Annotated in this window: 6 protein-coding genes and 3 pseudogenes; 6 read left to right on the top strand and 3 right to left on the bottom strand. The window is 47.3% G+C overall.

Going from position 1 to position 14,309, the window contains the following annotated elements:
* Positions 1-160: pseudogene (locus ACVKSX_RS14625) on the top strand (RHS repeat-associated core domain-containing protein); the annotation flags it as partial.
* Positions 161-1,811: 1,651 nt separating this feature from the next.
* Here the strand turns inward: ACVKSX_RS14625 and ACVKSX_RS14620 are convergent.
* Entirely contained in the window at positions 1,812-2,738 is a 927-nt protein-coding gene (locus ACVKSX_RS14620) for a DMT family transporter (protein WP_163763186.1), read from the bottom strand.
* A 116-nt stretch (positions 2,739-2,854) separates the two neighbouring features.
* Between ACVKSX_RS14620 and ACVKSX_RS14615 the strand changes: the two genes are divergently transcribed.
* Both ACVKSX_RS14615 and ACVKSX_RS14610 read left to right on the top strand, forming a co-directional pair.
* Positions 2,855-3,316, top strand: a complete 462-nt coding sequence (locus ACVKSX_RS14615) for an Lrp/AsnC family transcriptional regulator (protein ID WP_163763185.1) — start codon at positions 2,855-2,857, stop codon at positions 3,314-3,316.
* Between the two features lie 56 nt (positions 3,317-3,372).
* Positions 3,373-4,007 (top strand): annotated as a pseudogene (locus ACVKSX_RS14610) (recombinase family protein).
* A gap of 158 nt (positions 4,008-4,165) precedes the next feature.
* Here the strand turns inward: ACVKSX_RS14610 and ACVKSX_RS14605 are convergent.
* The gene (locus ACVKSX_RS14605; protein ID WP_163763184.1) at positions 4,166-4,927 is read right to left on the bottom strand and encodes a nucleotidyltransferase domain-containing protein; all 762 of its coding nucleotides are present in this window, start codon (positions 4,925-4,927) and stop codon (positions 4,166-4,168) included.
* A gap of 442 nt (positions 4,928-5,369) precedes the next feature.
* Positions 5,370-6,398 carry a tyrosine-type recombinase/integrase gene (locus ACVKSX_RS14600; RefSeq protein ID WP_163763183.1) on the bottom strand — a complete coding sequence of 343 codons (1,029 nt, stop codon included), beginning with the start codon at positions 6,396-6,398 and terminating at the stop codon, positions 5,370-5,372.
* Between the two features lie 488 nt (positions 6,399-6,886).
* Between ACVKSX_RS14600 and ACVKSX_RS14595 the strand changes: the two are divergent.
* From ACVKSX_RS14595 to ACVKSX_RS14585, 3 genes and pseudogenes are all read left to right on the top strand, one after another.
* Positions 6,887-7,301, top strand: a pseudogene (locus tag ACVKSX_RS14595) (DUF2913 family protein); the annotation flags it as partial.
* Between the two features lie 2,049 nt (positions 7,302-9,350).
* Complete coding sequence (locus ACVKSX_RS14590) at positions 9,351-10,271, top strand: manganese catalase family protein (protein ID WP_163762546.1); 921 nt, start codon at positions 9,351-9,353, stop codon at positions 10,269-10,271.
* Between the two features lie 161 nt (positions 10,272-10,432).
* A complete protein-coding gene (locus ACVKSX_RS14585) occupies positions 10,433-14,254 on the top strand; it encodes an FAD-dependent oxidoreductase (protein ID WP_163762547.1) in 3,822 nt (1,273 codons plus the stop codon).
* Positions 14,255-14,309: the final 55 nt, after the last annotated feature.

Here is a 14,309-nt window from a genome sequence, read left to right as displayed (position 1 = left end):
GACGCGACGGGGCTGTACTACTACGGGTACCGGTACTACCAGCCGTGGGCGGGCCGGTGGCTGAGCTCCGACCCGGCAGGTACCGTGGACGGGCTGAACCTGTTCAGGATGGTGCGGAATAACCCACTGACGTGGACCGATCTCGATGGGTTAATGCCGAAACGCATATTTTCAGGGAGCTCAGGGGGCTTACCTAATAAAAAGCCTGCCAACTCTATGTCTTTTGATTCTCTTTTCGCTGATATTGACGGTCCTTCAGGTTCAGCAAATTCACTCTTTTCCGGAATAGCATCTGCGTCAGAGTCGACAATACCGGCCGGTGATTATGGACTGTTCAGCGGCACTGCTATCGGGGCGTTGCTCGGAGCACCATCTTCGGCGCAGGGTGGTACACCTGAAGAAAAAATTGCATTTACGACTCTACAAAATGCATTTGAAAATATGACGTCTGTCGAGATTCAATCTTTTATTGGCAATCAAAAAATGGAGGTCGCCGAGTTTAGCAAAAATTTGTCCCCGCTTGAATACGCAGCCCTGCGTGCATACATGGCTAAGAACGGTTACCATACATTAATTAATGGAAACGAAGATAGTGGAAAAATAAATGATAATATCAATGCTGTTTCCAGTGCTGTATCCTCTGCGCTAAAAAAGGCAGAGAAACATAAGGGTCTGACATTCAGGGGGAACTCAGGATGGATAGAAACAGGGCAGGAAGGTGAAAATTTTGTATCAAATTTTATGTCCACAGCTAAGAACCCAGAAACTGTAACGGCATTTATGAATGAATACAGAAAAATAGAAAAAGGTGACAAACAAACGAGATTTGTTATCGCGGGTTCCAGTGGGGGTATATTGTCTTCAGTAATAGAAGAAAATCTTGGAGAAGTGCTTTTCACTTCAGGGACAAAATTTAATGTTATATTCAGGCATGAACCAGATGGTATTACAGATAAAACGCTGAGAATCGTTCTTGAGGAAAAAGATGGGTTGACCCGTCATCAGAATGGTAGCAGTTTAATTAATTCACTGGATCTTAGCAAGCCAAAAACTCGGGAGGTTAATCGTGGAAGAAGATCATCATTTTAGTTCTCCTTGTCTGATAAAAGGATTTTTTAACGATCATGGTTGACTCATAAACACTTGCGTTAAGCTATTTATTAAGGATATTTATTAATAATTGAGAAATAAAATTATCCTTAGAACAATGTACTATCCTCCGGCACAGTTCAGGGGGATGGTTATTTTTAACGGCTCGGAATTAAAATTTCACGTCTCGCAATCTATGCCAAAATCAGAACACGAAAAGTGAAAAAGAAATTTTCACGTGGGCAGTTATAGAGCGCCTATTTTGAGTATAGGGAATCGAAACCATTTCAGCTCGTAATTAAACGGCCCGTTCGTTGTTTGCGCTAGCTTCTTATAGACAGTGGGACCAGGAATCACTGGAACAGTTACGAACCATGTTTGGCGAAAATGGTATTCCTACTGAATTTTTGTCACATAATGTCCCTGATGAACCCTTTACGGGTATTAGATTGAATGACAGATTAAGTGACTGTTTTTGATCTTCAAAGTGTTTTGTAGCACACTGTCACATAATCGACCCTATATGTGACAGGTATGAATTGATAATTGGCAATATGCATTTTTCAAAAATAGATGATTCTCAGACAACCTATCTCCACTGCGATAGATTACTTACGTCCGGGGTCAATACAAAACATCTTTATGAAGACCAGGTGCAGTGACCTGCATTTCATCTCCCTGACTTACATTCATTGAAAACAGAAAAACTTTTCTTTAATTTTTCAGGAAGTCTCAGTATGCTCGGGAATACTATCCCGATGTCTTTTTGTTGCAGGCACTCGCCGTGAGAAAAGAGTAAAAAATATGCCGGTAACTAACGGTATAATAAACAGCATTGATTGAGTTGAAAGTACATATCCATATATATAGCTCTCCAGGCTTACTGCTATCAGAGGAAAAATAAGGAAAACAAGTGAAGCCTGAAAGGCACTGGCCTTTTGCTGAAGTGCAAAGTAGCATAATATTCCAAAAACACCGGCAATAGCGCCGAGATACAGGGTGGCCAGTATTGAGTGCGCTGAGAAGGCTGACACCCGTGGCCTTTCGAAGAACCATCCTGTCGCAGAAAGTATCAATCCTGCCATAAAGCACGGGAGCGCATTAAACGTTATAACAGAGACCGTACAGCTCCTTTTCTTACACTGGGTATATATTATGGCATGGATGATTACGGCAGAAACAAGCGCAATAATTCCCTGCCAGTGGCTATCTGGACTGGTTTTCGTTTCCTCAATAAGAATGCCTGCTAATGCGACTATTGCGATAGTTAACCCTGCAATCTGCATTGAGTTCGTTTTTTCATTTAAAAATATAACTGAAGCTATCAAAACAGCTACAGGCATGTTTGCAAATATAATGGAGGCAAGTCCGGAACTAACATAGGTTTCACCATAAATCATTAAGGAGAAAGGAATGGCAAAATAAAACAAACAAATTTCAACCTGGAATAAGCGTTGTCCGGGTGGAAATAAAAGTGGTTTTTTTCTTAACAAGGCAATGCTAATTAAGAGTGGTGCGGCGAACATAAATCTCATCCCCGTTGCAAACATCGGAGGGATGGTTTCAACGGCTGTCCGCATAGCCAGCCATGTGGTTCCCCAGGTCAGTGCAACCACCAAGAATAATACTAATATCGTCACTCTGCGCATAAGATGCTCTCAGTAAAAGAGATTAATTTAACTTTTTAGGTGGAGAAAAATATTGTTTTCTCTATGGTTTTTTCATACGTTTAGAGAAAATATTTCTCTACCAAAAGGGCGTGGTTATGATGGACAAGAAAGATAAGGAGTTGCTCAGGCTGTTGCAGCTTGACTGCACCCTGTGTCTGCAGGAACTTGCAGCAGCTGTCGATTTAACGCCTAATCCTTGCTGGAAGCGTATAAAACGTCTTGAAGATGAGGGGATAATCACTGGTCGGGTTGCCCTGTTGAGTAAGGATAAGCTTCACTTGTCGCTTACAGCCTTTGTGATGATAAAAACACAAAATCACAGTTATGGCTGGTATAAACATTTCGTTTCGCAGGTCAATAGCATGTCAGAAGTAATGACTTTTTTCCGTACCACGGGAGAATATGATTATCTTCTTCAGGTAGTGGTTTCAGATATGAAGAGTTACGATACTTTTTACAAAAAGCTGATAAGTTCAGTAAGTGGGTTGAGTGATGTAACATCAATTTTTTCCATGGAGGAAATAAAATTCACTACTCAGCTTCCATTACCAGGTTAACGGTTTCGTTATTAATTGTCAGCCTCCAAAATGACAGTATAAGTGACTAGTATGAAATGTTAATTGGTTATATGCGCGCTTCAAAAATTGATGCTTCGCTGACAAAGGATCTCCAGCGTGATGGATTGCTTGCCGCCGGGGTCAGCCCAACGCATCTTTATGAAGACTATGCTTCCGGCAAAATTTAAGACCGCCCCGGCCTGATGAACTGCCTGAAAGGATTACGGGAAGGCGACATGCTGGTTGTCTGAATGCTGGATCGTCTGGGACGTGATTTACATCACCTGATAAACACGATTCACGACCTGACGGGGAGAGGAGTAGGGCTCAAGGTTCTGACTAGTCATGAGTCTGCCATTGATACCACTACTGCCGCAGGCAAACTGGTTTTTGGCACTGCGGCACTGGCTGAGTTTGAGCGGGATCTGATATCGGATCATACCCGGGCAGGGCTGGCTTCAGCAAGAGTGAGGGGAAGCAAAGACGGCAGGCCTTTCAAGATGACGATGGCAAAGTTACGCTGGCGACGGCGGCAATGGGAAAACCAGAGACCCGGGTTGGTGATTTGTGCAAAGAGCTGGGTATCACGCGACAGATAATATACCGACATCTTTCGCCAGCAGGAGAGCTGCGGCATGGGCATGATAGAAAGAATACTACTCAATCAGCCGTGAGTTATCGTCGTGGGTAACCAGTGCCCCCCACTCTGACATTTCGTGCAGCTGTCTCCTGAAAATGACTATGCGGTAGCGGTGATGTTTTCTGAATCATAAGCCTGATGTCCTCATCCGATATATCTTCCGCCTCTGAAAGGATGGTATCTGCGGCGAATTCTGCAGGCTTTTTTGACTATCGGTTACGCGAGCTGAATTCGGCATTTAGCCAGTAGGAAAATGTAGAAACTCTACCGGCGAAAGTCATGATATCGCCGCGCGGGTGATGACTGATGCTAAGCAGGTAGTCCATTTCTTCCGCGAGGGCCGGATACCGGACGTTAAATTTTTCACGGTGCTCCTCAAGCGTTGTCGGCCAGTCAGAATCGTTTTCATCTCTCAGGATGTTTGTCGCCCGAATTGCCTTGCATGCTGCCGCCCGCTGTAGCGCATGCCGCTGCAAAGGGGCAAGGGAGGGGTTCATGCGTGAAATATAGCCGTTCAGCACCGTAAGAAAATCACCGTTAACGGCAATCGCGATATTTCTTGAGGGTCTGAAAGGTTCAAAGTGGTCACGCAGATCTTCGCCATAAATGCAGACGCAGTGATGTTTCAGCCAGTAGCCCCATCGCTCTGAATTGGCAGGCAGCAAAACGGCATCCAGAACGATTGGATCGATATCAATTTTACTGACGACGGGATAATGCTGTTCAAGGACGGACCTGATAGCCTTAACGAGGTCATCCGGCTCACGTCTGAATATCACCGTCAGGTTGAGTTCAGGCACCGTCTCTATTGCTCTACCTTCAGTCAGGTTGCCATATATATAAATGCTGTGGATTAAAGCTGGCATCTTGGAGACCAGTCGCTGTACTGTGTCAGCGATTAGCGGCGAAAAAACCGGCTGAAAGCCGCTAAAGGCAGGTAACGGGATGAATCCGTTTTTATCGATGGCCATATGTTTTCTGTCACATCTTGCATGATTTAATCAGGTGATTTCAGGTAGTCGCATATAATAACCATGTTTTCAGCAACATGGCCATTTTTCAGTTCAGATGTTCAGCATCCTGACACCGCACAGATTTCCGGATTGTTACCTCATCACGAAGTGCGGTTCCTCCCGCTATTATGAGTCAAAGTGGAAAATAGGTCATGCTTCGAATTACTTACTAACGGTAAGTATACTGTTAATGTATGACTATTATTCCAATGTACTGTAATCAGTAACTTAGTTTTCTGTTTGCACATTGTCAGTAGTTACCGGGAGCGATTAGCCTTGTGAACCATGCCCCTTAAAATGTCGGGAAGAGAAGGGAACAGGCACAAGTATTTTATCAAAGTAACTTTTAAAGGGTAATGGCCATACCAAGGAATGTTATACAGTAACTCGACAGACCAGACTAAGCCTCATCTTCCATCAGCGCGACCATGGCTCCTTTATGCGCCTCGACCATACGAATATAACGCATCACCGTCTGGGTCTGCGTCCAGGTGCCTTCCTGCATAATCTGCGCGATAGATACGCCTTTTTGGGCCATATCCTGCGCGGCACCGACGCGTGCGCTGTGGCCGCTCCAGCTGGAGTAACGCCCTTTATTTGTTTCCTGGCGAGAAGTATAACCTGTGTGCCGCCTTGCCCGACGCCAGATGTCTTCCAGGCTTGGCGCACTCATGGGCACGGTAGGTACGGCGGTTATTTTATTTGACCGGTGAACGGGGCAGAACAGCACAGCCTCCGGCTCGTCCACCAGACCTGCCGCGCGTAACCACTCCATCAGCCGTAGTGAAGAGCGGGCACTCAGCGCCTTAACGATGCCGCCCGACTGCAGGATGGTTTTGGTCCAGCCCACGTCGAGAATAACGCGGCCGTCGGCCGTGAGCGTGATATCCCGCATCCGCAGGCGTGAGAGCTCGCTCATTCGCAGTAAGGTGCAGTATGCAACGTGGATGAAAGCCAGATCTCGCAAGTGCTGCAGACGGGCCGAATGCTTCCATAGCGAATCCAGATGATCGAGATCCGGACGGCGGAATGGTACAGCCTGTCCAGTGCGCTCGCCGGAAATAATAGCGGTACGTTTAATTTTCTTTTTTGCGCGCACCACGTCGGGTGACACCGTCGGAGGCACAAGACCAGCGTTACGGTGTAACATTGAAATGAGCGCAGCGTGTACAGAAATTGTTGATGTCGCTCGGCCAGCTGCCTGAAGGTGAAAGAGATAGGCCTGCAGATCTTCCGGCGACATGGGCAGGAACGAGCGCCGGTTTGCCTGTGACCAGCGCCAGCAGATCCGCATAACACTCAGCAGCTGCTGCCACGTATTGGGCGAAAATGCCTCGCGGTGACGAACGAAAGAAGCCAGCCTTCTTGTAAGGTCTTCATCCGACGCTGAGCCAGGGATGAGGCCGTTAAAAACGGAGAGTTCGTTCATTCTGTTCAGTTTTCCCCCATGTACGCTCTGGCGACGTTACGTGAATTCTGAGGGCCAGTCAGGCATTTTGCCCTGCAAGATTTCACGTAGCGCTTTTGGATTTGCAGCCGATATCATAACCGCATACCGCGCCTGTAAACTGCCAGAAAGGTCAGGCTCCTGACTGGAGCCGCATGATACAGGGTTTCCGGCGTCATGTCTGGAATTATAAATATACTTATATAAGGTTTAAAAATGGCTCAAGGTTGTTTTTCTGATAAGTCGAAAGCGTATATATAAAAGACGCAGAAAGTTAATTTGGTCCGTTCAGGAAAGGTATGGTGCTGCAGTAATTTATACGCCAGTAACCGGCTACGCCGGACTTCCGGAGCCATTCAACCACTGTACCTTGTCAGAGATCATCTGGTGCCTTCACGCCGCAGCGCGCCATACAGAGCATAATCTTTGGTGTATTGCCAATCGCTAATAAATTTACCCGTACATATTTTATTTCAAAGGGAAGCACGGTCGGGATAGTGAATTTCGTTCGTTCTGCTGCTCAAGAAAATCTCTTTCTGATACGCTGGCCTGCAACCGCCCTGAAGCAGCGCAGCTTTTCCCTTGATATGGCCCTGACATTGAGTGGCGGCTAAAGCAGAGGCGTCAGTATGATGTTAGCGCAAAGCTTGCTGGCAATCTCGACTAACTCTGGCGCTCCTGTAACGGCAAGTTATCTCAGCAGAATGGCCTGTTCCGGCTGACATATGCACCGGTGATGGCACAAGATATTCGCTGAGCTTCCCGGCTCCTTAGCGACCGGGGGGGGCGGGAAGGGATGCCACTGTACTGAACGCTGCCTTAAATGAAGTTTTTTTGTCCCGGAGCAGCCTGGATACTTCGTTTGACGATAAAGGCCAGCAGGTCATGTGCGCTTTGTGCTGCGGCGCAATACTGCTAACCTCTTCACGGAGCAGCTGTGCTATGCGCATGCAGGAACTTATGATGTCCGCTGGCGTGCCAGTGGACTGGTATTTCTCCAGCCAGTATCCCTCACGCACTGCATCGCCCGGCAGCCCGTCGTGCAGTTGCAAGAGCGCACTGAGGGCGCAGGCGGCTCCTGGGTGAGGGTTCCTCAGAAATGGGTAACAGGCCAGCCTGCATCCACCTTATTCTTTTCAATCGTTATTTCCATGCCGCGGAAAATCTCGCGGCAGTGGTGAGGGTTGGCCAGCGATACGCAGAAGCCTGTATCATGCAAGTCAGTGGCGAGTATCTCGTGATAGACGCCGGTTAACTTTCATCTTCCTTGTTTAACAAGCCGTTTATACCCTCATAAAGCATGCACAGGTCAGGCAAGCACTTAGTTACGTCTATACTCGCTGAAAACATAATCTAGCTTCCCTCACAGAACCCGTCACGTCTGTTAGGCATGTACATTTGGCGTCATGCCCACGGTAACCGTTCAACCTGATCTGCTGGCGTGAAAGGTGAAGCGGGAAGGGCCTGATGCTGCTCAAAGATTGTTGTTTGTGATACCAAGAACATCGTAGTCAGCTTTGTTTCAAGCTCATAAAAGATGTCATTCTCTGCGTAGGTTCGGGCCACAAAATATTACATACAGAATTTATCTAAGGGCGCTTTAACTGCATGACCTAAGGCAGGATGCTGTTAAAGCACATAAAGCACAAGATAGAAACGAGACAAAAACCGATATATCCTCTACAAGTGCTGCAAACGAATCCTCTTCATTGACTTCGTTAAGAAATTGTCAGGTCGGCTATTTGAAGAACTCTCATCCGCTCCGGCTTGGCCTGCTTAAATTTACACTATCTGACGACAAGTTTTTGCAGCAGAGGCAAATCGCCCACCTCATTAAAATATATTAAAGTTCATTAAAATATGAACATAAGCGTAAAATTAATGATTATTCAATATACTCTAAAAAGGGGGCGGGTAAGAACCAACCTGGAAAATTGCAAACAATGCAAACAACCAAAACATTCATACTATCTTCTTCATGCTGGTACTGGTGAATGAGGTTCAAACTTGTTTTTGAGGGGTTTCGAGACTATACAAGATCAATGTTATTTTCTAATCCTAAGAAGCATGGTTTTCTAATCCTTAATGGAAAAACCCAACTAGACTCACTAGTAGAGAAAGATGAGTTCTTATCAGAGTGTGGTGGCTGCTTATTTTTTGCCATACTCAGATCCTCTACTAATGCAATACCGGTGATGACATTGATGTTGCTGAAATTTACTATTTATAATCGATGTGCCTCAATGTCAGCAATGCAGTTTTCAGAATATGAAGTTCAGCTTTTCGCTCAAAATGACTTGTCACGCCTGAGTAAGGAAAACGATTAATGTAGGAGTCTTTCATTTTAAAGTTGGGCCAAAAGATACGGGCGAAAATAACATTGGCAGCATGAAGAATTAATTTTTGAAAGGTAAAGACCTTTGTCTATTCATTCATAATGAGAGCTTAATCTTGACCGATTTATCTAAATAGACAGAAGCCTGAAAGGTAAAATAATTTTGTTTAAAACTCTCGCAGGCCTGTTTATTCATGATTTTTCAAATATTTACCGCACAGAAAAAAACACACGTGCATCGTTAAAAATGGTCAGTGCCGGTACGGCTAACGAACTCATGTATGCCATTCATTGCTCCTAAGGCTGGGTTACAAAAAGGCGGCAGCGCTATTGGCTGAAACTCTGCAGGAATAGAAGAGTACTGACGAAGTGCTGACTGCAATGGCAGGTAAACAGTAAGCCACCACTTCAGGCAGGCAGGAGGTCCGGTCAAACCCGGAGAAACAACCTGAGCAGATTCTAAGAAGAAAATTATTTGGGAGACATGCATAACGTCTCCGGTTAGTTAATGGTGCGGCTGAAGGCATTTAAACCAAAAATAATTCGCGGAGCCTATAAACGTCCCTGACAAATTTTTCCCATAAATAATGGAGCGAGCAATGTTCAGACACATTAAACAACTACAGTATACCGTGCGCGTCGCCGGTCCTAATCCGGGACTTGCCAATCTGTTGCTGGAGCAGTTTGGTGGTCCGCAGGGTGAGCTTGCTGCGGCCTGTCGATATTTTACCCAAGGGCTGAGTGATGAAGATGCCGGTCGTAAAGACATGCTGATGGATATCGCCACGGAAGAGCTTAGCCATCTGGAAATTATAGGCTCACTGGTCGGCATGCTGAATAAAGGGGCCAGGGGCGACCTTGCAGAAGGCACTGAACAGGAAGGAGAGCTTTACCGTAACATTACGGGCAATGGCAATGACAGCCATCTGACCTCTCTTCTGTATGGTGGGGGCCCCTCCCTGACGAATTCCGCTGGCGTTCCCTGGACTGCGGCTTATATCGACACAATCGGCGAGGTCACCGCCGATCTGCGTTCAAATATCGCGGCAGAAGCGCGTGCAAAAATTCTGTATGAACGACTGATAAACGTTACGGATGATCCGGGCGTCAAGGATGCTCTTGGCTTTCTGATGACTCGTGAAGTGGCTCATCAGATTTCCTTTGAGAAGGCGCTTTATTCAATTCGCAATAGTTTTCCACCGGGTAAGTTGCCTCCAATTAAAGAGTACGCGGGGGTTTATTACAACATGTCCGCGGGTGGAGAGGTGCGCGGTAGCTGGAATTCAGATGAAAACTTCACCTACGTCGCTAACCCGACGGCGGCCGTGGACGGGGGCAATGGCATGGCGAGCGTAGTCTTACCCGAGGACCAGCAAGCTAATATTGATCGTCTCAAACTCCGTACGGCATCTGATACCACACTCAACCCTGTCACTGGTACGGATTTGTGTGCTGTGACTCCTGATGAAAATAAAGGGGCATGGATAAAACCGGCTTTTACAAAAATGAGATGTCCCTAAAGATAGTCGGCAATCATTTCAGGATGAACCAAAGCCAGCAGATATTACGCCCTGATTTTTTCAACCTTGCCGGTACGAAAACAACCTCGACCAGCAGAGCCATAACTTCAGGTAGTTGCTAATTCATCCTGACAATAATGCAAAATTTCAAAGGAGATGGAATGACGTTATTTTCCAGCTTTTGGCAAGCCGGCTATGAGGGAGCTGATCATATTAATCCTAGTGGCCTCAGGCTGTCGATGAACGAAGTTAACGATCACCTGAATCGGGCATGTGAAGATTATGCCGTACTACGGCGCTTCAACATCCGCACCGTACGTGAAAGCGTGGGCTGGCACCTCGCGGAACCAAGTGAAGGAGAGTATGACTTCTCGCTGGTCGCACTGCGGATGAAGGCAGCACAAGAACATGGCATCCAGATCAGCTGGACAGTATGTCACTATGGCTGGCCTGAAAATCTAAGCCTGTTCTCCATTGATTTTGTGCCGCGCTTCGCGACGTTTTGCGGGGCGCTTGCTCGCTATCTTGTCCCCTGGTATCAGGACGCGCCTGTATATTCTCCCATGAATGAGATCTCTTTTCTCAGCTGGGGAATAGAAGCTGGCGTATTTTCCTGCCCTGATGCACCAGAGCATGACCGGGGCGAGGGTAGTAAACGTCAACTGGTGCGCGCCACGCTGGCAGGTTGTGAGGCCATCTTGCAGGCCGACCCTCGTGCACGTTTTTTGCATTGTGATCCTGTCATTCACGTGATCGCTGAAGAGGAAAGTGAAGAGTGTCGCGCTCTCGCCCGCTCTTTGTGTGAATCTCAGTACCATGCATGGGACATGATTGCTGGCAGGCTCGCACCTGAACTAGGCGGGGCTGAGCGTTATCTTGACCTGATCGGTATTAATTATTACCACGCAAATCAATGGGAAGCCTTTTCGAACCATCGCCTTTACTGGCATCTGGGTGACAGGCGGCGTAAGCCGCTACATAAGATATTACAGGATTTGCAACAACGTTATCAGCGGCCCCTGTTACTGGCTGAAACCAGTCATGTCGGTAGTGGCAGGGGGGCCTGGATTTCTCAAATTGCTACGCAGGTTGCCCAGGCGCAGCTGGCCGGGGTAGATCTGCTAGGTGTATGTATCTATCCGATCATCGATCGTCCGCAGTGGGAAGATACAACAATCTGGACACACAGCGGACTCTGGGATCTCGACCGGTCTGGCCCTGATCCCTATGCGCGTCATTTACAATCTACTTACGCCCAAGCATTGTACCAGGCGCAACGTTCGCTGGGGCAATTTCACAGGATTATTACATCTGCCAAGATGGCTCAGGAGAAAGATATGAAACAGACGACTCTAATTGTATTCAGTCACTTACGTTGGAATTTTGTTTTTCAACGCCCTCAGCACTTAATGACGCGTCTGGCGCAACATTATGAGGTTATGTTTATCGAAGAGCCAGTTTATCAGCCTGGGCCGGCGGGCCTGCACCGGAGTTTACCTGCGCCGAATATTACGGTAATTCAGCCGCACACAGATATTGACACCCCAGGCTTTCATGACAGCCAGATCGCTCTTCTGCAACAGCAGCTCTCTACTCTCGTTAATGAAGATGAGCGCCCACTAATCTGGTTTTATACCCCTATGGCATTACCGTTATTAACAACGTTCCAGCCCTGTGCAGTTATTTATGACTGCATGGATGAACTTTCCGCTTTTAATTACGCGCCACGCCAGCTGCAGCAGCTTGAGTCAGCGTTGATCAGCCGCGCTGACCTGGTTTTTACCGGAGGCACAAGTCTCTACGAGGTGAAAAAATCGAAGCATCCGCGGGTATATTGCTTCCCCAGCAGCGTTGACACTGTGCATTTTGAACAGGCTCTGGATCGGAACAACGGGCATCCTCTGCAAAGCTCGCTGCCCTCACCACGTCTCGGTTACTACGGGGTGATTGATGAGAGAATGGATATAGAACTAATTGCCGCTCTGGCTGACAGTCATCCGGAATGGCAAATCGTTATGGTAGGACCGGTGGTTAAAATTGATCCCGCATCCCTGCCCCGGCGCGACAATATTTACTGGTTTGGTCAGCAGCCTTATGAAGCGCTGCCGCAGTTTCTGGCGGGCTGGGATGTCTGCCTGATGCCTTTTGCCCTGAATGCCTCAACGCGCTTTATCAGCCCCACTAAAGTACTTGAGTATATGGCCGCACAGTTGCCTGTTGTAAGTACTGCTATTACCGACGTTGAAAGGCATTATGACGGGCTGATCGCCATTGCTCACTCTCAGAAAGAATTTATCCTGGCCTGTGAGAGTGCGCTACATCTGCCTCCAGAATCACGTCAGAAGCTGGCTGAACAAATGCGAGTCAGGGTCTCGGCTACCTCCTGGGATAAGACAGCAGAGCAGATGTATAAACTGATTTATCAGGCAAACCACACAACAGACGGGAAAACGCCCTGTGCGGGCGAGTCTACTCAGCCGCCGCCAGCGATTGCTGAGATGGCCACCTTAATGGAAAAAACAGATCTCGTGTCCTGTCTGATTATTGGCGCAGGCCCTACCGGCTTGAGTGCGGGTTATCACTATGGTGAAGGTGCTGTAATTCTGGAGAAAAATGACACGCCGGGTGGCTGGTGTCGTTCTATTCAGGATAAGGGCTTCACTTTTGATTATGCAGGACACATTATGTTTTCACAGGATGCCTATGTGCATCAACTTTACGAGATGCTGTTGGGTGACAACCTGCACTGGCAGGAGCGAGAAGCCTGGGTCTATAACGACGGAGTCTATACGCGCTACCCCTTCCAGTCAGCACTCCATGGTTTGCAGCCGGAAGTGATTAGGGAATGTATTCTCGGTGCGGTCGAAGCGCGTTATGGCGTAACTGAAATGAGTGCTATGCCAGTGGAACTAGAAGCCTCTGTGGTGAAGGACCCATTGCTTAGCGAAAGTCATAGCTATATTCATGATAGCTGTACCGAGGATGCTGCTCAGAATGAAGAGCACTGTCTTGCAAAGAGTGATGAGAAAGCCACCGAGAATTTTGAACAGTTTATTATGCGCACCTGGGGCAGGGGGATCGCCCGCCACTTTGCACTGCCTTATAATAAAAAACTCTGGAAATTACCTCTGACAGAGATGGAAACTTCCTGGCTGGGTGGACGTGTGCCTCTGCCGGATCTTGCTCAAATCATTGATGGTGCGCTTCAACCACCAGCGAAACCGATTGGTCCTAATGCGCGTTTTGGTTATCCGCTGCGCGGGGGTTTTCAGGCTCTGATGTCCGGCTTTCTGCCTCATCTGAAATGTACCCTTCAAACCAATGCCGCTATTGTAAAAATTTTGCCGCAAGCTCATGTTGCCATCTTAGATGACGGGCGCAACTACCACTATGACCAGCTGATTAGTACCATGCCATTGCCAGAGTTGATTAAGTTGTTAAGCAACGAAGCCCCTGAAAATGTCCAGGCCGCGGCGAGGCAGCTACGTCACGTTTCGGTGCGTTGTGTGAACCTGGGTATTGGTCGTACTTGCCTGACAGAGAAACACTGGATTTACTATCCTGGCGAAACCCTTTTTCATCGTATTTTTGTACAGGGCAATGCCAGTCCGGAATGCAATCCGGAGGGTGGGTTTGGGATCACCTGCGAAATTACCTACAGTCAGGATCAACCTTTGCCGCTGAAAGAAGAAGCACTGATTGCTCGCTGTGTGGGGGACTGCATTAAGGTTGGTATAATTCGTCCCGATGACGTCATTCTAACGGCAAACGAGGTTGATATGCCATATGCCTATGTGATTTATGATCACGCACGTAAGGCAAACGTTGATCTGATTCGCCAATGGCTGCTGACACAAGATATCCATCTATCTGGGCGTTATAGCGAGTGGGAATATTATAACTCCGATCATGCTTTTCTTGCCGGGAAACGAGCTGCGGAAAACGTAAGAAATCAGATGCTGGTAAAGAACATGCATTGTTAGCCAGTACCTTTAATCTGTGCATATTGTACAGAGAGGAGTAACTTAAGCAGAGTAG

The sequence above is a fragment of the Pantoea sp. PvP021 genome, from assembly GCF_054056055.1.
This window is presented reverse-complemented; position numbering and strand designations above follow the sequence as displayed.

What these genes read in the sequence shown, in the direction of transcription:
- ACVKSX_RS14620 (WP_163763186.1), bottom strand. Translation starts at nt 2,738, where the DNA reads ATGCGCAGAGTGACGATATTAGTATTATTCTTGGTGGTTGCACTGACC.
- ACVKSX_RS14615 (WP_163763185.1), top strand. Translation starts at nt 2,855, where the DNA reads ATGATGGACAAGAAAGATAAGGAGTTGCTCAGGCTGTTGCAGCTTGAC.
- ACVKSX_RS14605 (WP_163763184.1), bottom strand. Translation starts at nt 4,927, where the DNA reads ATGGCCATCGATAAAAACGGATTCATCCCGTTACCTGCCTTTAGCGGC.
- ACVKSX_RS14600 (WP_163763183.1), bottom strand. Translation starts at nt 6,398, where the DNA reads ATGAACGAACTCTCCGTTTTTAACGGCCTCATCCCTGGCTCAGCGTCG.
- ACVKSX_RS14590 (WP_163762546.1), top strand. Translation starts at nt 9,351, where the DNA reads ATGTTCAGACACATTAAACAACTACAGTATACCGTGCGCGTCGCCGGT.
- ACVKSX_RS14585 (WP_163762547.1), top strand. Translation starts at nt 10,433, where the DNA reads ATGACGTTATTTTCCAGCTTTTGGCAAGCCGGCTATGAGGGAGCTGAT.